23 protein-coding genes are annotated in these 26,583 nt (G+C 60.1%); 13 read left to right on the forward strand and 10 right to left on the reverse strand.

Features of this window, described 5'->3' with window-relative positions; genetic code table 11:
* Positions 1-39 precede the first annotated feature (39 nt).
* From AC13QE_RS21285 to AC13QE_RS21295, 3 genes are all read right to left on the reverse strand, one after another.
* The gene (locus tag AC13QE_RS21285) at positions 40-1,320 is read right to left on the reverse strand and encodes a cysteine desulfurase-like protein (protein ID WP_488485145.1); all 1,281 of its coding nucleotides are present in this window, start codon (positions 1,318-1,320) and stop codon (positions 40-42) included.
* A gap of 100 nt (positions 1,321-1,420) precedes the next feature.
* Positions 1,421-2,143, reverse strand: coding sequence for a GntR family transcriptional regulator (locus tag AC13QE_RS21290; RefSeq protein ID WP_488485146.1), 723 nt, complete (start codon positions 2,141-2,143; stop codon positions 1,421-1,423).
* Positions 2,144-2,222: 79 nt separating this feature from the next.
* Positions 2,223-3,170 carry a DMT family transporter gene (locus AC13QE_RS21295; protein WP_488485147.1) on the reverse strand — a complete coding sequence of 316 codons (948 nt, stop codon included), beginning with the start codon at positions 3,168-3,170 and terminating at the stop codon, positions 2,223-2,225.
* Positions 3,171-3,309: 139 nt separating this feature from the next.
* Between AC13QE_RS21295 and AC13QE_RS21300 the strand changes: the two genes are divergently transcribed.
* On the forward strand, positions 3,310-4,071 hold the full coding sequence (locus AC13QE_RS21300; protein WP_488485148.1) for an AraC family transcriptional regulator: 762 nt from the start codon (positions 3,310-3,312) through the stop codon (positions 4,069-4,071).
* A gap of 2 nt (positions 4,072-4,073) precedes the next feature.
* Here AC13QE_RS21300 and AC13QE_RS21305 read toward each other — a convergent pair whose 3' ends face one another.
* Positions 4,074-4,958 carry a sigma-70 family RNA polymerase sigma factor gene (locus AC13QE_RS21305; protein WP_488485149.1) on the reverse strand — a complete coding sequence of 295 codons (885 nt, stop codon included), beginning with the start codon at positions 4,956-4,958 and terminating at the stop codon, positions 4,074-4,076.
* A 134-nt stretch (positions 4,959-5,092) separates the two neighbouring features.
* On the opposite strand from AC13QE_RS21305, the gene AC13QE_RS21310 reads away from it, so the two are divergent.
* Positions 5,093-5,551 (forward strand): carboxymuconolactone decarboxylase family protein, encoded by a 459-nt coding sequence (locus AC13QE_RS21310; RefSeq protein WP_132717386.1) that lies wholly within the window; start codon positions 5,093-5,095, stop codon positions 5,549-5,551.
* A gap of 59 nt (positions 5,552-5,610) precedes the next feature.
* Here AC13QE_RS21310 and AC13QE_RS21315 read toward each other — a convergent pair whose 3' ends face one another.
* The gene (locus AC13QE_RS21315) at positions 5,611-6,522 is read right to left on the reverse strand and encodes a LysR family transcriptional regulator (protein ID WP_488485150.1); all 912 of its coding nucleotides are present in this window, start codon (positions 6,520-6,522) and stop codon (positions 5,611-5,613) included.
* A 233-nt stretch (positions 6,523-6,755) separates the two neighbouring features.
* Here AC13QE_RS21315 and AC13QE_RS21320 point away from each other — a divergent pair, with 233 nt between their 5' ends.
* The 6 genes from AC13QE_RS21320 to AC13QE_RS21345 all read left to right on the forward strand — a co-directional run bounded on the left by AC13QE_RS21320 (position 6,756) and on the right by AC13QE_RS21345 (position 17,165).
* Positions 6,756-7,568, forward strand: coding sequence for an alpha/beta hydrolase fold domain-containing protein (locus AC13QE_RS21320; protein ID WP_106998673.1), 813 nt, complete (start codon positions 6,756-6,758; stop codon positions 7,566-7,568).
* A 170-nt stretch (positions 7,569-7,738) separates the two neighbouring features.
* Positions 7,739-8,929, forward strand: a complete 1,191-nt coding sequence (locus tag AC13QE_RS21325) for an efflux RND transporter periplasmic adaptor subunit (protein ID WP_132717384.1) — start codon at positions 7,739-7,741, stop codon at positions 8,927-8,929.
* A gap of 120 nt (positions 8,930-9,049) precedes the next feature.
* Positions 9,050-12,247, forward strand: coding sequence for an efflux RND transporter permease subunit (locus AC13QE_RS21330; RefSeq protein ID WP_488485151.1), 3,198 nt, complete (start codon positions 9,050-9,052; stop codon positions 12,245-12,247).
* A gap of 326 nt (positions 12,248-12,573) precedes the next feature.
* Complete coding sequence (locus AC13QE_RS21335; RefSeq protein ID WP_488485152.1) at positions 12,574-13,458, forward strand: NAD(P)-dependent oxidoreductase; 885 nt, start codon at positions 12,574-12,576, stop codon at positions 13,456-13,458.
* A 7-nt stretch (positions 13,459-13,465) separates the two neighbouring features.
* On the forward strand, positions 13,466-15,250 hold the full coding sequence (locus tag AC13QE_RS21340) for an IlvD/Edd family dehydratase (protein ID WP_488485215.1): 1,785 nt from the start codon (positions 13,466-13,468) through the stop codon (positions 15,248-15,250).
* A 145-nt stretch (positions 15,251-15,395) separates the two neighbouring features.
* Entirely contained in the window at positions 15,396-17,165 is a 1,770-nt protein-coding gene (locus AC13QE_RS21345; RefSeq protein WP_132717381.1) for a GGDEF domain-containing phosphodiesterase, read from the forward strand.
* Positions 17,166-17,190: 25 nt separating this feature from the next.
* Here AC13QE_RS21345 and AC13QE_RS21350 read toward each other — a convergent pair whose 3' ends face one another.
* Complete coding sequence (locus AC13QE_RS21350; protein ID WP_488485153.1) at positions 17,191-18,210, reverse strand: YeiH family protein; 1,020 nt, start codon at positions 18,208-18,210, stop codon at positions 17,191-17,193.
* Positions 18,211-18,325: 115 nt separating this feature from the next.
* On the opposite strand from AC13QE_RS21350, the gene AC13QE_RS21355 reads away from it, so the two are divergent.
* Complete coding sequence (locus tag AC13QE_RS21355; protein WP_488485154.1) at positions 18,326-19,207, forward strand: LysR substrate-binding domain-containing protein; 882 nt, start codon at positions 18,326-18,328, stop codon at positions 19,205-19,207.
* A gap of 14 nt (positions 19,208-19,221) precedes the next feature.
* On the opposite strand, the gene AC13QE_RS21360 is transcribed toward AC13QE_RS21355, so the two are convergent.
* Complete coding sequence (locus AC13QE_RS21360; protein ID WP_488485155.1) at positions 19,222-20,031, reverse strand: DeoR/GlpR family DNA-binding transcription regulator; 810 nt, start codon at positions 20,029-20,031, stop codon at positions 19,222-19,224.
* A gap of 308 nt (positions 20,032-20,339) precedes the next feature.
* Between AC13QE_RS21360 and AC13QE_RS21365 the strand changes: the two genes are divergently transcribed.
* From AC13QE_RS21365 to AC13QE_RS21375, 3 genes are all read left to right on the forward strand, one after another.
* Complete coding sequence (locus AC13QE_RS21365) at positions 20,340-21,218, forward strand: phosphotransferase (RefSeq protein ID WP_488485156.1); 879 nt, start codon at positions 20,340-20,342, stop codon at positions 21,216-21,218.
* Between the two features lie 6 nt (positions 21,219-21,224).
* Positions 21,225-23,675 (forward strand): GcvT family protein, encoded by a 2,451-nt coding sequence (locus AC13QE_RS21370; RefSeq protein WP_488485157.1) that lies wholly within the window; start codon positions 21,225-21,227, stop codon positions 23,673-23,675.
* 158 nt (positions 23,676-23,833) lie between these two features.
* On the forward strand, positions 23,834-24,214 hold the full coding sequence (locus AC13QE_RS21375) for an RDD family protein (protein ID WP_132717374.1): 381 nt from the start codon (positions 23,834-23,836) through the stop codon (positions 24,212-24,214).
* A gap of 22 nt (positions 24,215-24,236) precedes the next feature.
* Here AC13QE_RS21375 and AC13QE_RS21380 read toward each other — a convergent pair whose 3' ends face one another.
* Positions 24,237-24,950: a P-loop NTPase family protein gene (locus tag AC13QE_RS21380; RefSeq protein ID WP_488485158.1), complete on the reverse strand. Its 714-nt coding sequence runs from the start codon at positions 24,948-24,950 to the stop codon at positions 24,237-24,239.
* 54 nt (positions 24,951-25,004) lie between these two features.
* Between AC13QE_RS21380 and ung the strand changes: the two genes are divergently transcribed.
* Positions 25,005-25,706 (forward strand): uracil-DNA glycosylase, encoded by a 702-nt coding sequence (gene ung, locus AC13QE_RS21385; protein WP_488485159.1) that lies wholly within the window; start codon positions 25,005-25,007, stop codon positions 25,704-25,706.
* Here the strand turns inward: ung and AC13QE_RS21390 are convergent.
* Positions 25,700-26,110: a PIN domain-containing protein gene (locus AC13QE_RS21390; RefSeq protein ID WP_488485160.1), complete on the reverse strand. Its 411-nt coding sequence runs from the start codon at positions 26,108-26,110 to the stop codon at positions 25,700-25,702. The genes ung and AC13QE_RS21390 overlap by 7 nt on opposite strands.
* Positions 26,110-26,364, reverse strand: coding sequence for a type II toxin-antitoxin system Phd/YefM family antitoxin (locus tag AC13QE_RS21395; protein WP_132717371.1), 255 nt, complete (start codon positions 26,362-26,364; stop codon positions 26,110-26,112). The genes AC13QE_RS21390 and AC13QE_RS21395 overlap by 1 nt, the downstream gene beginning before the upstream one ends.
* Positions 26,365-26,583 lie beyond the last annotated feature (219 nt).

Consider the following 26,583-nt stretch of genomic DNA (forward strand, 5'->3'; position numbering starts at 1 on the left):
CAGAGTTGTTCGGGCGCCGCCACCGCTCTGGGGCACGGCTTACTTGCGCCGCGCCATGATCTCGGTCAGGACCGCGTCAAACCGGGCGATCTCCTCGACCTTGTTATAATGCACCAGCGACACGCGGATGGCACCCGTTTCCATGGACAAGCCAAGGCGCTTCATCAGGCGCGGTGCGAACATGTGACCATCACGCAGACCGATGCGCTGCTTACCCATCTCGTCGGCAAATTCCTGCGGTGTGATATCAGGCATGTTGAAGCAGATTGTGGGCACACGCTGTTCGAGACGCGCCTCGTCGGAGATGCCGTAGATGGTGGCGCCATGGCGCTTTAGCACCGCGATCATTTCGCGCGAGAGCATCAGTTCGTATTGGCGGATTGCGCCCATGGCGGCGGCAAGCGCCTCGCGGCGACTATGGTCACCGCTCGGCAGGAAACGGCGACCAAGGCCTTCGAGATATTTGACCGCCGCGTTCATGCCGGCGACGTTCTCATAGGTGAAGGTGCCGACTTCGATCTTGTAGGGCGGCACGTCCGGAATGAAGTCTTCCTTGAAGGTGGGAAGCTTGACCAGTGCGTCGTAGCGGCCCCAGAGGAAGCCCATATGCGGCGAGAAGTTCTTGTAGCCGGAGCAGACAAGGTAGTCGCAGCCCCAGGCCTGCACGTCGATCAGGCCATGCGGGCCGTAATGGACGCAATCGAGGAAGGTTTCAGCACCGGCGGCCTGCGCCAGTTTGCAGACGGCGGCCACATCGACGATCGTGCCGATCGAATGCGCGGTGACGGTGCAGGCGACAAGGCGAGTCCTGTCGTTCAGCAGCGGCTTCAGGTCTTCCACATGCAGCGTGCCGTCGTCGCGCATGCGCCACCAGACGATCTTGGCGCCATCGGCTTCCAGCGCCATCCAGGTAGCGATGTTGGCGTCATGATCCATATCGGTGACGACGATTTCGTTACGCTCGCCGAGCAGCTTAGCGATGCCGAGGCTGACAAGGCGGATGAAAGAGGTGGCGTTCTGACCGAAGGAGATTTCTTCCGGGCGATAGGCGTTCACCAGCATGGCGACGCTTTCACGCGCTTCTTCCAGATTGCGGTCGACGCCCTGGCTGTGCTGGTATTTCGCCATGCGCTGGACGTTGAAATCGATGAGGTGATTGGCAACCGCATCGACGACCGCCTGCGGCACCTGCGCGCCGCCCGCATTATCGAGAAAGACGAAATCGCCAGCCTTCCGGATGGCCGGGAACATGGCGCGGATCTCGTCAACCGGGAAGCTGTTGTGGCCGGCGAATTGCGATACGGAAGCGGCGGAGCTCATGGGATCTCGCTCTGAATATTGGGATTGAAATCTTATTTTGATCATTTGATCACAAAATACTTTAAGGTTCAATCAAATTCCTTGGTCTCTTTCTTGGGGGCTAACGGCGGCTGGAGCTTGAGCCCTTGCGGGGCTCGTCCTGTGTGACCGGACAATAATCCTGCAGGATTTCGTGGGTGCGGCTGATATCGGCGACGATTCCGTCGCGGGCGGCGGCGAAGTCCCCCGCCTTCAAAGCATTGACGATGGCAACATGCTCACCGGCGGGATCGAGTTCACCGCTGCGCATCAAAGGTTCTGCCGAGGCGGAGAGCATGCGCATATAGGGGCCGAAGCGCAGCCACAGGGTCTCGATCAATTGCAGCAGCACCTCGGAGCCCGAGGCGCGATAGATGGTGAAGTGGAACTGCTGGTTCTTGGCCATGAGATCATAGACATTAGCGCCGCGGCCGATCACATACTGCTCCCCGGCGATGCGATCGAGCGTCGCTATGTCGCTGACAGTGAGGTTGGGAAAACCGAGCTCTGCGGCCAGACCTTCGACGGCGATGCGGGCGCGGCAAAGATCGTTCAGCCGGGCAAGAGTAACGATCGGGATGCGGGCAGAGCCGTTGGCTGCGACCTCTAAAGCATTTTCAGCCGCCAGACGGCGCAGAGCCTCGCGCACTGGCATATTGCTGGTTCCGAAGGTTTCAGCGAGCGAGGCGATGGTCAGGGTCTGGCCAGGATCGAAATTGCCTACCATGAGCGCGTTCCGCAGCTGCTGATAGACGCTCTCCTGGATCGTCGTTCTGGAGGACACCGGTTCCAGGGCTATGCGCACGCTTGTTTCCTCTCCGCTCTCGGGACTCGTTCATGGTAGAACGAAGGGTGGGCGAAAGGAAAGGGCCCCGGAGCCGCGGTCAGGCTTCTTCGGTTTCCCAGCTTTCATCAGCGGCCGGATCATTCTTCTCCCGAGGCTTGTGTAAGCCGAGCCCAACGCCGATGAGGGCAAGCGCACCGCCGATCGCATGATAGGAATGCAGCTGTTCTCCAAGTAGCGCCCAGGCCAGCGCTGCAACGACGATTGGCAGGAGATTGATCAGCAGCGAGGTGCGGCTCGCGCCGAGCCTCTGGATGCCGATCATCCAGCAGAGCGGTGCGAGGAGAGAGGTCGGGATCGCAGCATAAAGGATCAGCGGTAGATTGGCCGATGTGATCGGTGAGATATCGCCCATCAGGAAAATCGGGATCAGCAACAGGGTTGAAAAGCCGATCTGCCAGAAAAGCTGCTGCCACATGGGAAGCGGCATCGCCCAGCGTCTCAGCATGACCCCATAGAGCGCATTTGAGAGAACGGCGATGATCATCAGGCCGTCGCCAATGTGGAAGCCGCCATTCACAAGGCGCATCGGATCACCCTGCGACGTCAAATAGACGAGCCCGATCAGCGAGATGGCGCCGCCTGCCAGGCTCGCCACGGTGAGCTTTTCGCCCGCTAGCAGGCCGGCTAGCACCGTCGAGAGAAGCGGCATTAGAGCGATCGTTACACCCATATTGACGGCAGATGTCGTCTTGGCCGCCTCGTATGCGAGACTCTGATAGATCACCATGCCGAGGGCGCCGAGAATAGCGAGTTTCAGCCAGTGCTGCCGTAGCAGGGAACGATTGCGCCATGCCGCGCGGCCGACAAAGGGCAGGAGCACGAGAAAGGCCAGCAGCCAGCGATAGAAGGAAATCGAGCCTGGCGAAATCACGCCCGCGGATGCCTTGGTGACGACGGTGTTGCCGGACCAGATCAGCACCGTCAGCAAGGGCGCAAGGCCCGCCGCGCTGACGATGGATGCGGAAGCATTCTGCTCGGTGCTCATGTGAATGGTCTCTCGTCGTCTTGTGGCTTGGGGCGAAACGGAGGAGGGCGCATTGAGTTCGCCATCCCAAAGACTTTGTACTGCCTGTCCGAATTCTGGTATATAGCGAGAATAAGACAATCAGTAGCGAAATGAAGACATGTCCAGCAGGCCTCCACGCATCGAGGGTGATCCGCCCAACCCGGTTTCCTTCCGAACCGAGAATTACAGAGCGGGTACGGTTTTCCCCAAAAAGAGCCAGCCATGGGGCGAGCTTAATTATGCGATTACCGGCATCTGCGAGTTCGATATCGAAGGCATGCGCTATCTCTCGCCGCCACATTATGCCATCTGGCTGCCGCCGCAGACGATGCACGGCGCCGCGATCCAGCACGATCTGCGCTATGCGACGGTCTATGTCGAACGCGCTCTTTGCGCGAACCTGCCTGACAAGCCGTCGACGCTCAGCATCAGTCCGCTGCTGAAGGCAATTCTGGCGGATTTTGCTGCGCGTGATGTCACCATACCTGAAACAGCCGAAGATTTGCGGCTTGCACAGGTTCTGGTCGATCAGATTCGACTGGCGCCGCGGTGCGAGAGCTACTTGCCGCTTTCCGACGATCCGCTGCTCGGCCCGCTACTGAGCGCCTTGCAAGCCGATCCCGGCGACCGGCATTCCCTTGCGGAATGGGCGCGCCGGATGGGGACGACCGAGCGCACGCTGTCGCGCCGGTGCCAGGATGATCTCGGTCTTTCCTTCAACGAGTGGCGGCAGAGACTGAAACTCGTTGCTGCACTGTCGATGATCGAGGCCGGAGAGCCCGTGCACCGGATTGCAACGCAGCTGGGTTACAGCAACGCGTCGGCCTTCATTGCCATGTTCCGCCGGCTGACAGGCACGAGCCCGACACAGATGCGCTAATTTCAGGTTTCAATCAAAACGATCTCCAGCTTGCGCAGTTCTTCCGGATCGGCCATCGCGTCGATGACGGTAATCATGCCATCTGCATTGAGGGTGCAACGAAGCGCGATGCGTAGCTGTCCGCCGATGACGACGATGGCACCGACCGCGCCGTTGATGACTGCCAACCGGGCTCCCCGCGCACGGCCCTGGAAGGTCTTGGCGACATCCATGCGCCCGCGGATTTCGCCAGCGGCCCCCATGCGTGCGGCAACCGCATCCGGACGGAAGACGGCTTCGGGATCGAGGACAGCGAGCAGCGCCTGCAGGTCGCCGTCACGCGAGGCTGTGAAGAAGGCGTCGACGACATGGCGCTGATGGGTGAGATCGGCCTCCGTCGTTGATGGCGTGTCCTGCACGCGGCGGCGGGCGCGGCTCGCAAGCTGGCGTGTCGCGACCGTCGTGCGTCCCAGAATCGGGGCAATGTCATCGAAAGGGACGTCGAACATATCGTGCAGGACGAAGGCAAGCCGCTCGGCCGGGTTCAGCTTTTCCAACACGACCAGAAGAGCGAGGCCGACGGAGTCCGCGAGCAAGGCATCCTGCTCAGGGTCGGTGCCGTTACCAACTTCATGCACCACGATCGGCTCTGGAACATGGACGGTCAGCGGCTCCTCACGGCGGGATTTGCGTGATCGCAGCAGATCAAGACAGATGCGCGCCGTGACAGTCGTCAGCCAGCCGCTGAGATTCTCAATCTCCGATGTGTCGCTCCGGACAAGACGCAGCCACGTTTCCTGCACCGCATCTTCGGCCTCAGCGCGCGAGCCGAGCATGCGGTAGGCGACGGCGCGCAGATGCGGCCGGTTCGCCTCGAATTTCTCTGCCTGCCACTTTTTTTCGTCCATCGGTCACATCTCCTCATCCTGATCCGTCAAACCCATGACGAACGAAATCCGGCCGGTGTGACATCGGATCGGCAGGAAAGTGCATCGTCGGGAAATGAGCCGCAACAGGGCTCTCACAACCAGAGGAAAGAAACATGCAAGCTCGTATGAAGAACCCAGTCCTCGTTCTGCCCGAAACGCTGCAGGCGCTCTTGGCCGTCAGCAATTCGATTAAAGATCGCGGCCTGTCGGAAAATACCATGGACCTCGTCCATCTGCGGGTCAGCCAGATCAATGGCTGCAGCGTTTGCACCGATATGGGCTTTCGCAAGCTGCAGAAGGCAGGTGAGACGATGGAGCGCATCGTCGGCGTCTCCGCCTGGCGGGAGATGCCCTATTTTTCCGATGCCGAACGCGCCGCTCTGGCACTCGGGGAAGCCGTTACCCGGCTCGCTGACCGGCCGGATGCCGTCACAGACGAAATCTGGAACGAGGCCGAAAGACACTACGACGAAAAGGCACTCTCTGCCCTCATCGTTGCCATTGCGATCGACAATGTCTGGAACCGGCTGAACTCGACGGTTCGTCAGCAGGCCGGTGCGTCCTGGAACTGATCATCTGCAGTGAGCGCCACCTTCTTCTCCCAGTATGGGGAAGAAGGTGGCCCGCATGCTTAAGCCTCGCCTACTCGCGAGGTCACCAGCAGTTTCGCCATCCAGTCCACGAAGACACGCACCTTGTTGCTGAGGTGTCGGTTGGGCGGATAGACGATATGAAGGGGCAGCGATGGCCGGGTCCAGCCGGAAAGAATGGGAACAAGCTCGCCGCTTGCAAGCGCATCCCGAGCCATGAAGCTCGGAACTTGCGCAATGCCGAGGCCCATCAACGCCGCCTGGAGATAGCTGCGGCTGTCATTCACCGAAAGGATATAGCGCGGGCTGATTTCCAACGCCTCGTTGCCGTGTTCGAACAGGAACGGAATCGTGCGACCGGTTTGCGCGCGAAAATAGCTGACCGCATAATGGCTGGTTTCCAGATCCTCCGGCCGTTCCGGGAAGCCGTGCTTCTCGATGTAAAGCGGAGCCGCGCAGGTGATGAGGTGGATCTCGCCGACGCGGCGGGCGATCAGCGACTGGTCGCTCGGCATGCCGGCGCGCAGCGCGCAATCGACATTTTCGGCGAGATAGTCGACGAGCCGGTCGCCGACACCGAGATCGATATGGATATCGGGATAGCGCTGGTGGAAATCGCAAAGCGCCGGCATGACTATTTTTTCGGCAAAGGCGCCGGCCATTTCCACGCGCAGGCGGCCGCTTGGCAGGCTCTGTGAATTGCTGATGCTGCCGTCCAGCTCTTCTATCTCGGAGAGGATCTGAATGGCGCGCTCGTAATAGAGAGCGCCATCGGTCGTCACCATGACGCGCCGTGTGGTACGATTGAGAAGCTTGGCGTGCAGATGCGCCTCAAGCGACTGGATGAGCGTCGTCACCGTCGCCTTCGGCATGGAAAGGGCTGCCGCGGCGCGGGTAAAGTTACCCGTCTCCACCACACGCGCGAATGCCCGCATTGCTGACAACTGGTCCATTCCATGATGCCCCTCGGCCGAAAATGAAGAGGCCGATTGTTTGTTATTCTGAATAGTCTGATCGAATGTAGGCTACTTATTCTCAGAGCGGAATAACAATATGTTGTTTCGTAAGTTGTTGCAATGCGGCATGGGGGCGCCAAAGACCGCATTTCGAGAATATGGTCACGAAGCGTAGTAAACCGCTTTTTGGATTGGGACATATTCGCTCGAGCAGACAGGGATTTGGGTCGATGAGTGCGCCGTGGAAAGATGTTGTGCTGGAAAACGTGCCTACGGGGCCGGTGGCAGCTCGGATCTACAACGGTGATGGTTTGAAGAAGGCTGCGCCGCTGGTGCTTTACCTGCATGGGGGTGCCTTTCTCGATACCGACCACGCGACCAACAGACCGGTGGCGGCAAGCCTCGCTGAGGCCGGCGCCATCGTGGTTGCAGCGGATTATACGAGCTGCAATCAGAATGCTTTTCCGAAGGTGCTGGAATGCGCTTACGGACTTCTCGCCTATCTCAGCAACAAGCGGAACATGCTTGCGCTGGGCGGGGCGAAAAAATCGCTGCTGTTTGTCGCCGGAGAGGAATCGGGTGGCAATGTCGCAGCGGGCGTCGCTTTAAAGGCGCGCGATCAGATACCCGGTTCGTTGGACGGACAGGTTTTGATATCGCCTTTGCTTGATCCCTTCATGGGGTCGAAATCTTTCCTCCAGGCGGAGGAAAGCGGCATGCGCGAGCGCTGGACGGAGGGTTGGAACCGTTACCTGGGTTTCCTGGGCGGTGTCTGTCACCCCTATGCAGCGCCTCGATACTGTTCGCGGCTTTCGGGCCTCGCGCCGGCATTGGTGCTCACGGCCGAGGACGACCCGCTCCGCGACGAGAGCATGGAATACGGCAGTCGGCTGAAAGCGGCTGGCGTCCGTGTTCGCCAGCAAGTCCTTCCCGCCGGGACAGGCTGGCCCACCCTCTATGGCGGGCAGTCGAAGGACAGGCCTTCATGGCAGCAGGATATCTGTTGTTGTTTCAAGGGTTTTGTCGAAGACGTGCAGGCTTGATCGACTAGAGTATCCCGTTTGCGAGGGATGAGCGCGGATTGGACTGATGTCGAAGGCATGAGACCGGAGCGATGGTCACGCGGATGCGCGGTGCTTCGGCCCCTGATTTTGTTGAGACGATAGGAATTTGCGGTCCCGTATCCCAAGACGGGGCCAAAGGAGAGACTGACATGAAGTCCAACGATAAGCGCTGGGCCCTGTGGGGCGCCGGCATGGGTGTTGCTGCGGCTGTTGCAGGCGCGGCCTTCTATCTGGATCTGCCGCGCGGCGCCCAGGCGACCGAGGCGGCAAGCCAGGCTGCGAAGCCGGCTATCCCTGTTACGGTCGCAGCTGTCGAGCCGCGTGACGTCACATCCTGGCAGGAATTTTCCGGCCGTCTGGAGGCTATCGACCGTGTCGAGATCCGTCCGCGTGTCGCCGGGGCGATTCAATCAGTGCATTTCCGCGAAGGCGCGCTGGTCAAGCAAGGCGATCTGCTTGTGACGATCGATCCGGCGCCCTATGAGGCGGTGGTTGCCCAAGCTCAGGCGCAGGTGGGGGCGGCAAAAGCCAAGCTCGATCTCGCCAAAGTCGAAATCGATCGCGGCCGGAAGCTCTTCGACAACAAGACGATTTCGCAGAGCGACATGGATACCCGCACAAGCAACTCTGCCGAGGCAGAAGCCAATCTGAAGGCAGCGCAAGCGGCCCTTCAGACCGCGCAGCTGAACCTCGACTATACGCAGGTTCGTGCCCCGATCGCCGGCCGCGTCGGCAAGATCGCCGTTACTGTCGGCAATCTTGTGGCGGCCGGCTCGACGTCGCCGGCATTGACGACGCTGGTTTCGGTCGATCCGATCTATGCGAGCTTCAGTGCCAACGAGCAGACCGTCACCCAGGCTCTGGCCGAACTGCCGGCAACCGGAGGCGCTTTTCCGCCGGTCGAGCAGATCCCGGTTCAGATCGGTACGGCAAGCGACAATGGCACGCCGATCAAGGGCAAATTGCAGTTGATCGACAACGAGGTCGATGCGGCGAGCGGCACCGTCAGCGTTCGCGCCGTCTTTGATAATCCAGGCGGCCGTCTTATCCCCGGTCAGTTCGTGCGGGTCCGTATGGGTCAGCCGAAGGCCGAGAATAAGATCGTCATCGACGATCGTGCAGTCGGCACCGACCAGGACAAGAAGTTCGTCTTCGTCGTGGATGGCGAGAACAAGGTCAATTACCGGCAGGTCCAGCTCGGATCGCTGGTCGACGGCCAGCGGGTGATCGAGAACGGCCTGAAAGCCGGCGAAAAGATCGTCGTCAACGGGTTGCAGCGCATCCGTCCAGGTGCAGTCGTCGCGCCGCAGTTGGCCGAGAAGGTTGCGACCGCGCAGTAAAACTTCGCCTTCTGCCCGTGGGCAGAAGGCCGACATTCCGAAATCACATGATCCGCCGGCGGCTCTCAAATCGTCGGACAGGAATTTTGCATCCGTTCTCACCCCAGAGGGGGCTTTGATATGAACATCTCCAGATTCTTTGTCGACCGTCCGGTCTTTGCCGGTGTTCTTTCGGTCCTCATCGTGGTCGCCGGCCTGATCGGCCTCAGAGCGCTGCCGATCTCCGAATATCCAGAGGTCGTGCCTCCCTCGATTGTCGTGCACGCCACCTATCCCGGCGCCAACCCGACCGTCATCGCCGAAACGGTGGCGACGCCGCTCGAAGAGCAGATCAACGGCGTTGAGGGCATGCTCTACATGTCCAGCCAGGCGACATCGGACGGCGCTCTCAACGTGACGGTCACTTTCAAGCTCGGCACCGATCCGGACAAGGCGCAGCAGCTCGTACAGAACCGCGTTTCGCAGGCCGAGCCGCGCCTGCCCGCGGAAGTCCGTGCTCTCGGCATCACGACCATCAAAAGCTCGCCCAACTTCATCGTGGTCGTCAACCTCGTCTCGGACGGAGCCGACCACGACATCACCTATCTGCGAAACTATGCGACCCTGAACATCAAGGATCGACTTGCCCGGATCGAAGGCGTCGGGCAGGTGCAGGTCTTCGGCGCCGGCGACTATTCCATGCGCGTATGGATCGATCCGCAGAAGGCGGCCGAGCATAATCTTGCGGCCAGCGACATCAGCAATGCGATCAGCTCCCAGAACGTCCAGGCTGCGGCCGGCATCATCGGTGCCTCACCCAGCCGGCCGGGCGTGGATCTGCAGCTCAACGTCAACGCCCAGGGTCGCCTGCGCACGCCTGATGAGTTCGGCAACATCATCGTCAAGGCGGGCGCCAATGGCGAAATCACCCGCCTTCGCGACGTCGCCCGCGTGGAGCTCGGCGCGGAAGACTATACGCTGCGTTCGCTGCTCGACGGCAAGCCGGCCGTCGCCGTCGCCGTTCTCCAGGCGCCCGGTTCGAACGCGATCGAGATCGCGAACAATGTGCGCTCGACCATGGACGTGCTGCAGCAGGCCATGCCTGCGGGCGTTAAGTACGAGATCGTCTACGACACGACGAAATTCGTCCGCGCCTCGATCGAGAAGGTGATCGACACGCTGCTCGAAGCCATCGCGCTCGTCGTCCTCGTCGTCATCCTGTTCCTGCAGACATGGCGTGCCTCGATCATCCCGCTGATCGCCGTTCCGGTGTCGATCATCGGCACCTTTGCGGTGATGTATGTCTTCGGCTTCTCGATCAACGCGCTTAGTCTGTTCGGCCTGGTGCTGGCGATCGGTATCGTCGTGGACGACGCGATCGTGGTGGTCGAGAACGTCGAACGCAATATCGAGAACGGACTCAGTCCGCGAGACGCCACCTACAAGGCCATGAAGGAAGTCTCCGGTCCGATCATCGCGATCGCGCTGGTTCTCGTCGCGGTCTTTGTGCCTCTCGCCTTCATCTCCGGCCTGTCCGGCCAGTTCTATCGCCAGTTCGCGCTGACGATCGCCATCTCGACGGTCATCTCGGCCTTCAACTCGCTCACCCTGTCTCCGGCACTGGCATCCCTGCTCCTGAAGGGTCATCATGCGCCGAAGGATGGGTTGACGCGGGTCATGGACGCGATCTTCGGCTGGTTCTTCCGCGGCTTCAACCGGGCGTTCGGAGCCGGTTCGAAATACTACGGCAAGGGCGTCGGCGGCCTGCTGTCGCGCAAGAGCATCGTCATGGTGGTCTATCTCGCGCTGGTGGGAGCAACCTATAGTCTGTTCACCACGGTTCCAGGCGGTTTCGTGCCGTCGCAGGACAAGCAGTATCTGATCGGCTTCGCACAGTTGCCGGATGCCGCAAGCCTCGACCGTACAGAAGACGTGATTAAGCGCATGACGGACATTGCGCTGAAGCAGCCGGGCGTCGCCAATGCGATCGCCTTCCCGGGCCTGTCGATCAACGGCTTCACAAATTCCTCGAATGCCGGCATCGTTTTCGTGACGCTGAAGGACTTCGACGAGCGCAAGACGCCGGACCTTTCGGGCGGGGCGATCGCCATGGCACTGAACCAGAAGTTCGGCGCCATCCAGGATGCCTTCATCGCCATGTTCCCGCCGCCGCCGGTCAACGGTCTCGGTACGACAGGCGGCTTCAAGCTGCAGATCGAAGATCGCGCCGGCCTCGGCAACCATGCGCTCGACCAGGCGGCCAAGGCGGTGATCGGCAAGGCCTACCAGACACCGGAACTCACCGGGATCTTCTCGAGCTTCCAGATCAACGTGCCGCAGCTCTTTGCCGATCTCGACCGCGCCAAGGCCGAGCAGCTCGGGGTTTCCGTCACCGACGTCTTCCAGACGCTGCAGATCTATCTCGGTTCGCTCTATGTGAACGACTTCAACGCCTTCGGCCGCACCTACAGCGTCCGCGTGCAGGCCGATGCCAAGTTCCGTGCTCAGCCGGAAGATATCGGCCAGTTGAAGGTTCGTTCGGCATCGGGTCAGATGATCCCGCTTTCAGCCCTGCTGAAGGTGGATGCTACGACCGGTCCGGAACGCACCAACCGCTATAACGGCTTCCTGGCGGCTGACATCAATGGCGGCCCGGCGCCCGGTTTCTCGTCCGGCCAGGCACAGGCAGCGATCGAGAAGATTCTGCATGAGACGTTGCCCCCCGGTATAGACTTCGAATGGACTGATTTGACCTATCAGCAGATCCTGGCCGGCAATTCCAGCGTCGTCGTCTTCCCGCTGGCGCTGCTCCTGGTCTTCCTCGTGCTGGCCGCCCAATACGAGAGCCTGACCTTGCCGCTCGCCATTGTCATGATCGTGCCGATGGGCGTCTTGGCGGCGCTGACCGGCGTCTGGCTCACGGGTGGAGACAACAACATCTTCACTCAGATCGGCCTGGTGGTGCTCGTCGGTCTATCAGCCAAGAACGCGATCCTGATCGTGGAATTCGCCCGCGAGCTGGAATTCGAGGGTCGCACCCCGGTTCAGGCTGCGATCGAAGCCAGCCGCCTGCGTCTGCGCCCGATCCTGATGACTTCCATGGCCTTCATCATGGGTGTCGTGCCGCTGGTCACCTCGACCGGTGCCGGTTCCGAAATGCGTGCTGCCATGGGTATCGCGGTGTTCTCGGGCATGATTGGTGTCACCTTCTTCGGCATCTTCATGACGCCGGTCTTCTACGTGCTGATTCGCAGGCTGACAGGCAACCGTCCGCTCAAGCAGCATCACCACAACGACAACGAACATTCGGCGGAGGTACTCCCGATCGCCGCCGAATAGGGGCCGTGCCGAGACTTAACTCCAGTACTCGACATGCCAGGCGGGGCCGTAAGGTCCCGCCTTTTCTATGTTCATATTTTCGTTCTAGCTAATTTACCCTTATTTCGAAGAATTTGCTGGGTGGTCGCTGATTTCCTTTGCATGATGGCACCAGAGGTTTATCAAGCTTTGGGAACAGTTGATTGACGTACATCGGGCGTGGAGGCGCCCGTGGAATATGGGAGTTGAGGCCACCGCAGCCGGAAGACCGTCGCCGCATTCGCACGGCGAAAATGCTCCGTTGTTCTGTTTCGGTGTCCGATGCGGTCCTATTCGGAGGATAGTTTATGCAGGGCAGGAAGATCGCTTTTCTCGGAACGGGATTGATGGGCGCACCGATGGCACGGCGGCTGCTTGCTGCTGGTTTTGCGGTGACGGTCTGGAAACGCGACCGGAGCAAGGCCGAGCCTCTGGCGGCAGATGGTGCGACGGTCGCCGATACTGCCGTAGAGGCTGCTCGAGGAGCGTCTGTTCTTTTCACCATGCTGACCAACGGCGGCGCCGTTGGTGAAGTCCTGTTCGGCAGCGGTGTCGCCGATGTGCTGGAGGCTGGGACGATCGTAATCGACCATAGCTCGATATCGCCGGCCGTTGCCCGCGAACACGCCTTCAAACTCGCCGAGCGCGGCATACGGCACATCGATGCGCCGGTCTCCGGCGGTGTGGTCGGGGCAGCTGCCGGGACGCTCGCGATCATGGCCGGCGGCGATGCCACGGTCATCGACAGCGTCCGCGATATTATGGCGCCGCTCGGGTGTGTAACCCGCGTTGGTCCGAGCGGAACAGGCCAGCTCGCAAAGCTGGGCAATCAGCAGATCGTCGCAGTAACCATCGGGGCCGTTGCGGAAGCGATGCTGCTGGTCGAGGCCGGTGGCGGTTCGCGTGAGGCGTTTCGGGATGCCATTCGAGGCGGCTTTGCGGAAAGCCGGATTCTGGAGCTGCATGGGCAGCGCATGATCGAACGCAACTTCGAGCCGGGCGGCACTGCTCGCAACCAATTGAAGGATCTCGATACGGTCCTGGCGGCGGCACAGAACCTGTCACTTCATCTGCCGCTGACCGAAGCCGTCCGTGCCGAGTTTGCCGAATTCGTCGAGAATGGCGGCGGCGAGCAGGATCACAGCGGTTTGCTGCAGCATCTGGAAGACAAGAATGCCCGAGGAAAGGCTTGAGGAAGAGATGAGCGATAAGGGTGCATCCAAGCGTCGTCTGCGTTCGCAGGACTGGTTCGACAATCCCGATCATATCGATATGACGGCGCTTTATCTCGAACGCTTCATGAATTACGGGATCACGCCGGAGGAGCTGCGGTCGGGCAAGCCGATCATCGGCATTGCCCAGAGCGGTAGCGATCTTACGCCCTGTAACCGCCATCACCTCGATCTTGCAAAGCGCGTGCGCGACGGCATCCGCGATGCGGGCGGCATTCCGATTGAATTTCCAACCCATCCGATCTTCGAGAACTGCAAGCGCCCGACGGCCGCGCTCGATCGCAACCTCGCCTATCTCGGCCTAGTGGAGGTGCTCTATGGCTATCCGCTCGATGGCGTCGTGCTGACGACCGGCTGCGACAAGACCACCCCCTCGGCGCTGATGGCGGCTTCGACCGTCAATATTCCTGCGATCGTTCTGTCCGGCGGCCCGATGCTCGATGGCTGGCATGAGGGCGAGCTTGCCGGCTCCGGCACGGTGATCTGGCGTTCGCGCCGCAAGCTGGCGGCAGGCGAGATCGATGAGGAAGAGTTCATGGAGGCCTCGCTTGCCTCGGCGCCCTCCATCGGCCATTGCAATACGATGGGGACGGCCTCGACGATGAACGCCATGGCCGAAGCGCTCGGCATGTCGCTCACCGGCTGCGCCGCCATTCCCGGCGCCTATCGTGAGCGCGGCCAGATGGCCTACCGCACCGGACGGCGGGCCGTGGAACTGGTGCTGGAGGATATCAAGCCTTCGGATGTGCTGACGCGCGGGGCTTTCCTCAATGCCATCAGGGTTAATTCCGCCATCGGCGGCTCGACCAATGCACAGCCGCATCTTGCCGCCATGGCCAAGCATGCCGGCGTCGAGCTTTTTCCGGACGACTGGCAGGTGCACGGCTTCGACATTCCGCTGCTTGCCAATGTGCAGCCGGCAGGCGCCTATCTCGGCGAGCGTTTCCATCGCGCCGGTGGCGTTCCGGCTATCATGTGGGAGCTGCTGCAGGCCGGCAAGCTCGATGGCAGCTGTCCGACGGTCACAGGGCGGACGATGGCGGAGAATTTGAAGGGCAAGGAAGCGACCGATCGCGAGGTGATCCGCCCCTTTGCCGATCCGCTGAAGGAGCGCGCCGGCTTCCTGGTGCTCAAAGGCAATCTCTTTGACTTCGCCATCATGAAGATGAGCGTCGTCTCGGAAGAGTTCCGCAGCCGCTACCTGCAGGAGCCGGGGCACGAGGGCGTGTTCGAGGGCAGGGCGGTCGTCTTCGATGGCTCTGAGGATTATCACAAGCGCATCAACGATCCCGATCTCGGTATCGACGAAAAGACCATTCTCGTCATTCGTGGCGCGGGGCCGATCGGCTGGCCGGGATCGGCGGAAGTCGTGAACATGCAGCCACCAGACGCGCTTCTGAAGCGCGGCATCCGCAGCCTGCCAACGATCGGCGACGGACGTCAATCGGGTACGGCCGACAGCCCTTCGATCCTCAACGCCTCGCCGGAAAGTGCGGCCGGTGGCGGCCTTGCCTGGCTCAGGACCGGCGACATCATCCGCATCGATTTCAATCAAGGGCGGTGCGACATGCTAGTGGAAGAGGCAGAGATTGCCCGCCGCAAGGGCGATGGAATTCCGCCGGTGCCGCCGGACGCGACGCCATGGCAGCGAATCTATCGTCGTTCGGTCACGCAACTTTCCGATGGAGCCGTGCTCGATGGGGCCGCCGATTTCCGCGACATCGCCGCCAATCCGCCGCGGCATAATCATTGACGGGGCATGGCCGGCGGCAGGGATTGCGGCGTTGCTGTTAATTTGGGTAGCTTGCGCAGCCATTAAAGTTCGCGAAAGGGAGTAGTGCAACTATCATTGGCTGCGGTTAGCTAGTCTCTTCAGTTTCCGAAGGGGGTGGAGCTCTTTGGCAGAGACGATATCAGGGCGAAGCGAAGAAGAGTTCCAGGACCTTTTGAGGAGGCTGGAGCTGGCGCTGGAGGCGTCTCAAATCGGCGTGTGGCAGCATAACGTCAATGAGCAACAACTGCTCTGGGACCAGCAGATGCATAAGCTCTACGAAACCGGGCTCCAAGAGCGCAAGGTTTCCTCCGACGTCTGGATGAATGCGTTGCATCCGGAGGATGTCGAAGGGGCCATCCAAGACTTCGATGCCGCGCTGGCCACGAAGGGTTTCTATAATTCCCAATTCCGCATCATCCTGCCGGGAGGCGAGGTGCGCCATCTGCGTTCGCGCGCGCATTACTATGAGGACGCCGAGGGGGCACCTTCCTTCATCGGCGCGGAATGGGACGTCACTGCCGACGTCCTGCTCAATCGCGAATTGTCCGGCCAAAAGGCGATCGCCGAAGCACGCGCCATTGCCTTGGAGCACAGCCGTGCGCGAATAGAGCATGCCGCCGATCACGATTATCTTACGGGTCTTCCGAACCGCCGCTATTTCGACCGGCGTCTGGCCGAGCTGCGCAAAGACGCCTCTATCGAAACTTTGGCGATACTCCATATCGATCTCGATGGATTCAAGGAGATCAATGATAAATGGGGCCATGCGGCCGGTGATGCTACGCTGCAAAGCGCTGCCGCCCGCATTTCCGGAGCGATCACCGCCAACGATGTCGTTGCCCGCATCGGGGGCGACGAGTTCGTCGCCGTGCTGGTCAATATCGGCAGTATCGAACGGATCCAGGTGATCGCTGACGATATTTTATCGCGCTTACGCCGGGAAGTGCGTTTCGGCAACGAGATGCTGCGGATCCGCGCATCCATCGGCGTGGCGGTAGGTAAGACGAGCGGCACCGGCAATCTTTTGGCAGAATCCGATGTCGCTCTTTTCCAGGCCAAGAAACTCGGCCGCAACCGGGTGGAGTTTTTCACGCCGCAGCTCCAGTCCGATCTGCATGCGGAACGCCGTCTGGCCGACGAGCTGCGATTGGCGCCGATGCTGCGGCAGATCGAACCTTTCTATCAGATCCAAGTGAATGCGCAGACCCGACACATCGTCGGACTGGAGGCGCTGGCACGCTGGCGCCACCCGGTGAGGGGATTGCTCAGTCCCGTCGCCTTCCTCAAGGTCGCGGACGAATATGGGGTTACAGCAGAAATCGATGCGGCCGTGTTGAAACGGGCGCTGGCAGATCGGGCAGCTTGGGTTTCGCGGGGGCTTTCGCCGCCGCGCATTGCCGTCAATATCTCCGGCCGCCGGCTTGCTGACCCCGATCTGATCGATGGATTGCGTGCGCTCAGAATACCGCGCGGCGCCATAGCCTTCGAGCTGGTGGAGACCATCTTTCTGGATGAGCCGGACGAGGTGGTGCTCGCCAATATCGCTGCTATCAAGGCGATGGGGATCGATATCGAGATCGACGACTTCGGCTCGGGTCACGCGTCGTTGATAGGGCTCGTCAAGCTGAAGCCGAAGCGGTTGAAGATAGACCGGCAACTGGTGACCGCCGTAACGGTATCCGAAGAGCAGCGGCGTCTCGTCGGCTCCATCGTTGAAATCGCACGCGCATTGAATGTCGAGGTGGTCGCCGAGGGGGTCGAGACCGAGGACCACGCGCGTGTTCTGGCCGAGGTCGGCTGCGACGAACTTCAGGGCTATGCCATCGGCTATCCTTCTTGCGAAAGCGAGACCGCTGCTTTGCTGAAATCAGCCGAAGCATTGAGCCCAAGCTGATCCTCTGTCAGGAATGCGTCCTATGCTACTGGATCTGCAGGACGACGATCAGACCATAACTGATGGCGCCGAGAGCCAAAAGCGATAGCGTCGCCGCAGCGATCACCTTGCCGCCGGCATGGGCGACCGAGCGAATGTTCACCGATAGGCCTAGAGCCGCCATCGCAACGACAGTGAGAATGCCGGAAGCCGTTTGCATCGGGGCCACCAGCGCATCGGGAATGAGCCCGAAGGAGCGAAGTGCCATCAGCCCGAGAAAGCCGCAGATGAACCAGGGAACCAGCGAATGATGGCCGCTGCGTCCATCCGGCGCTGTCGTCTCGGTCTTGGTGAGGATGCCGAGCAGAAAGATGACCGGGCCTAGCATCAGAACGCGGACGAGTTTGACGAGCGTGCCGGTCTGGACGGCGAGCATCCCGACAGGGGCTGTCGCCGCCAGCACCTGCGGTACAGCATAGACCGTCAGTCCGGCGAGGGTCCCATATTGCGGTACGCTCATGCCGAAGTGAAAATAGAAAAGCGGCAGGAGAAATACGGCGGCAATGCCAAGCACAGCGGTGAAGGCCAGTGCGGCGGCGATCTCCTGCGAGTCAGCCTCGATCACCGGCGCCACGGCCACGATGGCGGAATTGCCACAGATCGAATTACCGCAAGCGATTAGCGTTGCGAGCTTCGGCGGCAGGCCGAGCGCGCGGCCGATGAGATAGGTGGCGGCGATCGACAGCACGACGACAATGGCAATGCCGGCGATCAGCCAGACGCCGGCGCCGCGGATGGCCGAAAGGCTGATGGAGGCGCCGAGAAGCACGATGGCGATTTCCAGAAGGAACTTGGCGCTGAAATCGATGCCTGGCTTCATGGCCGGTTTTAGCGGCTTGATCGTGCAAACCGCAATGCCGAGGGCGATGGCAAGCACCAGGCTTTCGATCCACCGCGCACCGAGAAGATCGGTTTCTATATGCTCTGCAACAAAGGCCAGAAGAGCAACGGCCGAGCTAAGCGCGAGGCCGGGGAGAATTTTGTTTGCGCGTTGAGCGAGAGACATCGCGTGCCGTCATTCGTTTCTGATGATTGCTGACGGCTGGAAAGTCTCATCTGTCGATGTCGACATCCATCGAATATTATTCTATGTTTCGTTCGATAAATTAGAATGATTTCCCATGACTTTCGAACAGCTCGCAATCTTCGTCGCCGTCGCCGAGCGAGAGCATCTGACCAATGCCGCTGAAGCCATCAACCTGACGCCTTCCGCCGTCAGCTCTGCGATCAAGAATCTTGAAGCCTATTACGGCGTGGAGCTGTTTCACCGCGTCGGTCGGCGGATCGAGCTGACGGAGACGGGACGATCCTTCCTCGGAGAAGCCAAGGCGACTCTCGCACGCGTACGTGCGGCGGAACTCATGCTTTCGGAATTGGGCGGGCTGCAGCGCGGCCGCCTTGGCCTCTATGCCAGCCAGACCATCGCCAGTTATTGGTTGCCCCCCTTGCTGATGCAGTTTCGCCGCGATTATCCCGGCATCGAGCTGGACCTTACGATCGGCAATACCAGAACCGTCACCGAGGCGGTTATCGACGGTGCGGCCGAGCTGGGTTTCATCGAGGGCGAGGTGGATGCGCCGGCATTGTCGATGAAGATCGTTGCGCAGGATGCGCTTGTCATCGTCGTGCCGCCACACCATCCATGGGCGGACGGGCGAGAGCTTGGCGCTGCCGACCTCGTAAGCGGGACATCCTGGGTAATGCGGGAAGAGGGGTCGGGTACGCGTTCCGAATTCGAAAATGCCGCCGCAAGGCTTGGTGCTTCACCGTGTGACCTCGACGTGACGCTGGTCCTTCCCTCGAATGAGGCAGTGCTCTCCGCAGTCTGCGCGGGGCAAAGTGCTGCGGCCATTTCGAGTACTGCGGCCCAAGCCTATCTCGGACAGGGTCTGCTGGTTCAGGCAAAATTCGATCTGCCCGCCCGGAGCTTCCGGCTGCTTCGCCACAAGGAGCGCCATGCAAGCAAAGCCGCGCAGACGCTCGAGGCGATGTGTAAGGGCTGAGTACGGCGGACCCGCTATCGCCGTTCATCCCGTTGCCGGTTGGCAATGACGAGCTCGATCTCGTTGCGCTCCAGCATGGCGCGAATGTCGGCCGGCGGTTGTTCGTCCGTAACCAGAACGTTGAAGTTTTCCGGCTCGTTCAAAACGATCGGCGCGCTGCGGCCGAACTTGGCGCTGTCGGCAACGATGATGCAGTTTTCGGCGCGGCTGGCCGCTTCCCGCGAATATTCCGCTTCTTCGAGATCGTGCAGCATGAAGCCCGAGGCGGCGTTGATGGCGCCGACCGAGAGGATTGCGTGGCGTACATTGAATCGGCGCAGGAAATTGGCGGCTTCCATGCCGAAGGTGCCGCCATCATGACCCCGCAGTTCGCCGCCGGCAAAGAAGACGCGATTGCCGTTGCGGGTCGCGAGCGCATGGGCAACCGCGACGGCATTGGTGACGACGAAGAGGTTCTGATGCTTCTGCAGCGCGACGGCGATGAAGGCGGTCGTCGAGCCGACATCGAGGAACAGTGCATCGCCGTCCTCGATCATGGCGGCGACCGAGGCGGCGATCATCCGCTTGGCTTCGGCATTCTCGTTCATGCGCAGATGCAAGGGCGGCTCGATCATCGAGTCCTTGATATGGACCCCGCCATGCACCTTGGTCACGAGGCCGTTGGCCTCAAGGCTGCGGATGTTGCGGCGGATGGTTTCTTCGGAAACGCCGAGCCGTTCGGCCAAGAACTGGATGCGGCTGGCGCCGCCGGCTAACCGCAATTCCTCGAGAATCTCGCGCTCGCGATGGTTGGAGTGCTGCGGTGGCTGGGATGTGCCCGGCATGGTTTCTGATCCTGTTGTGGGTATTGATCCCAAACTTCGTGGCTCCAACTGGCTGTCCTACTGCCCCCGGGGCCATAATGCGCGCAGCCTTTATCCGGCTGCTTCGCGCCTGAGTTTTTAAGACAAATCTCACCTACGGTGAAGCGCAGTCTTCAGAATATTCATAGCTCATCCTATTGGGGATGGCTGACCAATTCCAACAAAAAACCAAATATTCGTTTCATTTTGTGGGTCGGTTCTTGACAGCCTTACGTTTGTGGGGAACCTTTCACATCCGAAGGATGCTCAGCAGCAGGACCGGAGGGGGAATGACTGCGACAGCGGAAGACAGGATACATTCTCTCAGCATCTGGCGCGGGCCGATCGACATCGAACCGCTTGTCGGCGGCATTACCAATCGCAACTATCTGGTCGGCAATGATGGTCGCCGCTTCGTCGTGCGGCTTGGATCGGATATTCCCGTTCATCACATCAGCCGCGCAAACGAGGTGGCTGCGAGCAGGGCTGCGCATGCCGCCGGTCTTTCGCCTGCCGTCATACATCACGAGCCCGGCATATTGGTGCTCGACTATATCGATGCAAAACCGCTATCGGCCGATGATATAAGAAAGCCGGCAATGATGAGCCGCGTCGTGCCGCTCGTCCGGTCCTGTCATCGGGACGTCGCCAGGCATTTTCGCGGACCGGCAGCCATCTTCTGGGTCTTTCATGTAGTCCGGGATTATGCGGCTCTCCTGGAGGCCGGCGATAGTCGGCACAAGCGGTTGCTGACTTCGTTTCTGGAGATTGCCGAGTGGCTCGAACGTGAAGCCGGTCCTTTCGAGATTGCCTTCGGTCACAACGATCTGCTGGCGGCGAATTTCCTTGATGACGGCAAGCGGCTCTGGCTGATCGATTGGGATTATGCCGGCTTCAACACGCCGTTTTTCGATCTCGGCGGCCTTGCCTCCAACAATGAATTCTCCGAGACGCAGGAAGAGGCAATGTTGGAGGCCTATTTCGAAGCTTCCATCAGCGACGATCTGCGCCGGCGCTATCAGGCGATGAAATGTGCTTCCCTCCTGCGCGAGACGATGTGGAGCATGGTTTCGGAAATCCATTCCGACATCGAATTCGATTATTCTTCCTATACAGCTGAAAATCTGCGGCGCTTCGAAAGCGTCTGGCAGGATTTTCGCAATTCCTGAGGTGACATGATGAAGGAACTGCCGGCTACCGCAAAGACCGTCGTCATCGGCGGCGGCATCATCGGTTGCTCGACCGCTTACCATCTCGGTAAGCTCGGCTTTACCGATACCGTGCTTCTGGAGCGCAAGAAACTGACCTCGGGCACGACCTTCCATGCCGCCGGTCTCGTTGGCCAGCTGCGGACAAGCGCCAACATCACGCAGATGCTCGGCTATTCCGTCGATCTCTACAAGAAGCTCGAGGCAGAGACCGGGCTTGCCACTGGCTGGAAGATGAATGGCGGTTTGCGTCTCGCCTGCAATGAGGAGCGCTGGACCGAGGTGAAGCGCCAGGCGACGACGGCGCAGTCCTTTGGCCTGCAGATGCATCTGCTGACGCCCAAGGAGGCTTTCGATCTCTGGCCGCTGATGAATATCGACGATCTCGTCGGCGCGGCCTTCCTGCCGACGGACGGACAGGCAAATCCTTCCGATATCACCCAGGCGCTGGCAAAGGGCGCTCGCATGAGCGGTGTGTCGATCTTCGAGGATACGGAAGTTCTCGATCTGGAGATCGACAAGGGGCGAATCCGCGCCGTCATCACCGAGAAGGGCCGCATCGAATGCGAGCGCGTCGTCGTCTGCGCGGGGCAGTGGACGCGGACCTTTGCCGGTCGTTTCGGCGTCAACGTGCCGCTCGTCTCAGTCGAACATCAATATCTCATCACCGAATCCTTCGGCGTACCCTCCAACCTGCCGACGCTGCGCGATCCCGATCGGCTGACCTATTACAAGGAGGAGGTCGGCGGGCTTGTCATGGGCGGCTATGAGCCCAATCCTATCCCCTGGGCGCTCGACGGCATCCCTAGGGATTTCCACTACACGCTGCTCGACAGCAATTTCGATCACTTCGAGCAGATCATGGAGCAGGCGCTGGTGCGCGTGCCGGCGCTGCAGACGGCCGGCGTCAAGCAGCTGCTGTGCGGGCCGGAGAGCTTTACCCCTGATGGCAATTTCATTCTCGGCGAGGCGCCGGAACTGAAGAACTTCTTCGTCGGCGCCGGCTTCAATGCTTTCGGCATCGCATCCGCCGGCGGGGCCGGCATGGCGCTTGCCGAATGGGTCGCCAAAGGCGAACCGCCCTACGATCTCTGGCCGGTCGATATCAGGCGCTTCGGTCGCCCGCATTTCGACACTGACTGGGTGCGCACCCGCACGCTCGAGGCCTATGGCAAGCACTACACCATGGCCTGGCCTTTCGAGGAGCATTCCAGCGGCCGGCCGTGCCGCAAGTCGCCGCTCTATGATCGGCTCAAGGCACAGGGTGCCTGCTTCGGCGAAAAGCTCGGCTGGGAGCGGCCGAACTGGTTTGCCGATCTCTTTGCCGGCGAGGAGCCGAAGGACGAGTATACATATGGACGGCAGAACTGGTTCGATGCCGTCGGCCGGGAGCACAAGGCAGTGCGCGAAGCGGCCGTCATCTTCGACCAGACCTCCTTCGCCAAATTCGTGTTGAAGGGCAGGGATGCCGAGGCGGCGATCTCCTGGATTGCTTCCAACGACGTCGCCAAGCCTGTTGGTGCCCTGACCTATACGCAGATGCTGAACGACCGGGGCGGCATCGAATGCGACGTCACCGTTGCCCGCATTGCCGAGAACGAATTCTACATCACCACTGGCACCGGCTTTGCCACCCATGATTTCGACTGGATCGCCCGAAACATTCCGGCAGAGATGCATGCGGAGCTGGTGGATGTGACCTCTGCCTATTCCGTGCTGTCACTGATGGGGCCGAAGTCGCGTGCGATCTTGCAGGCCGTAACCTCGGCGGATGTTTCGAACGCCGCATTCCCCTTCGGCAAGGTGAGGACCGTCGGCATCGCCGGCTGCCCTGTACGGGCGCTACGCATCACCTATGTCGGCGAACTCGGCTATGAGCTGCATGTGCCGGTGGAATATGCCGCTACCGTCTACGACGTGCTGATGGCGGCCGGCCGCGAACACGGTCTCGTCAATGCCGGCTACCGCGCCATCGAGAGCTGTCGGCTGGAGAAGGGCTATCGCGCCTGGGGCTCGGACATCGGGCCGGATCATACGCCTGTTGAAGCCGGGCTTGCGTGGGCGGTGAAGACGAGGAAGGATGTCGCATTCCGCGGCAGGGAGGCTGTAGAGCGGCAGCTGGCTTCCGGTGTGAAGAAGATGCTCGCCTGCTTCGTGCCCGACGATCCCGAGATCGTGCTTCTCGGCCGCGAGACGATCTATCGCGACGGCAAGCGCGTCGGCTGGCTGTCGAGCGGCGGTTACGGCTATACGATCGGCAAGGCCATTGGCTACGGCTATGTCCGCAATCCCGAGGGTGTCACGGAGGATTTCGTGCTTTCGGGGCGCTATGAGCTCGATGTCGCGCAGCAACGTGTCCCGTGCCAGGTGTCGTTGAAGCCGCTTTATGACCCGCAGATGGTGCGGATCAAGGGGTGATGGAGGATGGGTCGAAGCGGCCTTTGGAGCTGATCCACTGGCGCGCAATTTCCCAACATGCTTCTTCAATTTTTCCGAAGCCAATGTTGTTTTTGGCGGGCCGTAACCTAGTTGGCAACGCCAAGGGGACACGCTAAATTTGCATTTGCGGAGGGATCATGAGGCTCAGGCGAATACTCGCGGGATCGGTGGATCTTATTCTCTTTGTTTTCATGGCGCTCGCGCCCACTTTCGCGGCAGACGCATGGTTCCCTGAATATATGGATTCTCCTGCTGGGCAACCACCAACGCCTCTTATGGGCGTGACGCTCCTTTGGCTCATGATCACGCTGCTTTTTTACTTCCCGGCGTTTGAAAGCAGCATACTCCAAGCGACCCCTGGAAAGCTTCTTTTTGGGTTGAAAGTCGCCCTACCCAATGGTGATAGGCTGAGCTTTGTGCAGGCCTTTTACCGCGTGGTATTCGGTCCGCTTGCGATATGGTATTTGCCGTCATATCGCAGGAAATTCTCGGGCGACTCAATCGTAACGTATCGTTGACGAGAGGAGAGCGGTGAGATCCCTATCGCCTGCCTGGCAGATCCCACGCCTGATAAAGGTTATTCAGAGCCTCCGCCGTATGGCATTCCACCGTCGGCAATTCGGCTTCTTGCAGGATTTTTGCGTATTTGGCGCCGCTGTTGCGGGTCTTCACGAGTATCCAGTGAATCATCTCCCATTTGATGCTGTCCTTGGCGCCTTCGAGATGCCCTGCTCGGTCTGAGCGGTTGATCAGGGTCCGCTTGAGGTAGCGGGAAAAGCGCAGCCAATGATTGGAGGTGATGAGGATGGCGCCGGTGGCGCGAGCCAAACGTTGCGGCATCAGGCGCGTATAATTGCCTTCCATGATCCACTGGTCGCCAAGAATGGCCGCATCATGAAGTGCTGCGAATTCTGCGTCTGGGCGCTGTTGCCAATCGGTATGGGGCAGATGATGAAGCTGATCGAGATGGATCGTTGGAAAGCCAAGTTTTTTGGAAAGTGCAACCGCCAGGGTTGACTTGCCGGCATTGGAAGGGCCGAGCACGACAATGCGCTCGCCAAGGGAATGCAAGGGAAGCATGGGGCACCGGTCGGAAAATTGGGATGGTTTCCAATGGCCGAAGCGAACCACCTTGTCAACGCTTGCGTGTCGTATTTTCATCATTGCGCCATTTACGTGAAGATTGGAACCAAGCCGCGCCATCTGCCGAAAACTGTGATCTGTCCCCTGTTGTCCCAGCCATTTTCTTGACACGCCGGCGCTTTCATCCTCAATCGACAGGCTGACAACTGACGGAGGCCGGAAACGATGGCTGAGGCGAACATCAAGCTGGAGGAGAGCTGGAAAGAGGCGCTGTCTCCGGAGTTCGAAAGCCCCTACATGCAGCAGCTTAAGGCTTTTCTCGTCGAGGAAAAGCAGCGCGGCAAGGTGATATTTCCCCGTGGCAGCGAGTATTTCCGGGCTCTGGATCTGACCCCGCTCGACGAGGTGCAGGTCGTCATTCTTGGGCAAGACCCCTATCACGGCTTCGGACAGGCGCATGGGCTCTGCTTCAGCGTACGCCCCGGCGTGCGCATTCCGCCATCTCTGGTCAATATCTACAAGGAATTGGAAACCGATCTCGGCATCCCGCCGGCGCGCCACGGTTTTCTGGAAAGCTGGGCGAAGCAGGGCGTGCTCCTGCTCAACAGCGTGCTGACCGTCGAGGAGTCGCAGGCCGCCTCACATCAAGGCAAGGGCTGGGAGCGTTTCACCGACGCCGTCATCCGCCAAGTCAACGACGAATGCGACGGCGTCGTCTTCATGCTCTGGGGTTCCTATGCTCAGAAGAAGGCTGCCTTCGTCGATACCGAACGCCATCTGGTGCTGAAGGCGGCGCATCCGTCGCCGCTATCGGCCCATAACGGTTTTCTCGGCTGCCGGCATTTCTCCAAGGCCAATGCCTATCTGGTCGCGCATGGCCGGGATCCGATCGACTGGGCGCTGCCGAGCAATCCTGAGGCTCAGTAAGGTGTCTCGTCCCATGGGTTGCTGATCGAAGCGCCGGTGTCGTCGAAATCTCCGACGTTGCGGGTGACGACGATAAGATCATGAACGATCGCCGTTGCCGCGATCAAACCATCCGCGTCGCCACGCGGGCGCTGTGCCGCGATACGTCCCCATTCGACCGCAATCTGATCGGTAATGGGAAGGATGCGATTGCGATGATCGTGCCGCAGCTTACGCAACCATTCTTCCAGATGTGCTGCGGTACGCGGATCCGATTTTCGCTTGAGCGCAATCCCGCGCATGATCTCTCCAAGTGTGATGACGCTCAGATAGATGGTGGAGGAATCGACCGAGCGCATCCATGCAATCGCTTGGGAATTGCTACGCCTAATTTCCGAGATGACATTGGTATCGACGAGGTACATCAGAAGAGGATATCCCGGCTTGGCGTTTTATCTCGTTTAGATACGGCCTCGGCCATTTCATCGTCCCAAGCCGGCCCAGACAGCAGATCGTCGGCGAGGCTTGGTTTGCCGGCTGAGAGGGCATCATAATCTTCGGCAGATAGGACGACAGCCGCACGTTCGCCGCGCAAGGTGACGATTTGCGGACCCTCGCTACGCGCTTTCTGCACGACTTTTGAAAACTGGTTCTTTGCATCCTGCAACGGCCAATCCATCGAAAATCCTTTCTGGCTAGACTGTCTAGATTGATTTAATGCCGTTGGTATTTGGAAACAACCCCATTGGATGATTTTCTCCCTGGTGTGAACGATCTAATTTCGTCGTTCACTGATTGAAGACAATCCGTTTGGCTATTAAGGGCTATCGAAATGCTGCCCACAAGACCATCTTCTGCCCATGACAAACGCCTGCCGGTGCAGGCGAGAAAAGGGGTT

The organism is Martinezella sp. CNPSo 3957 (assembly GCF_057784395.1).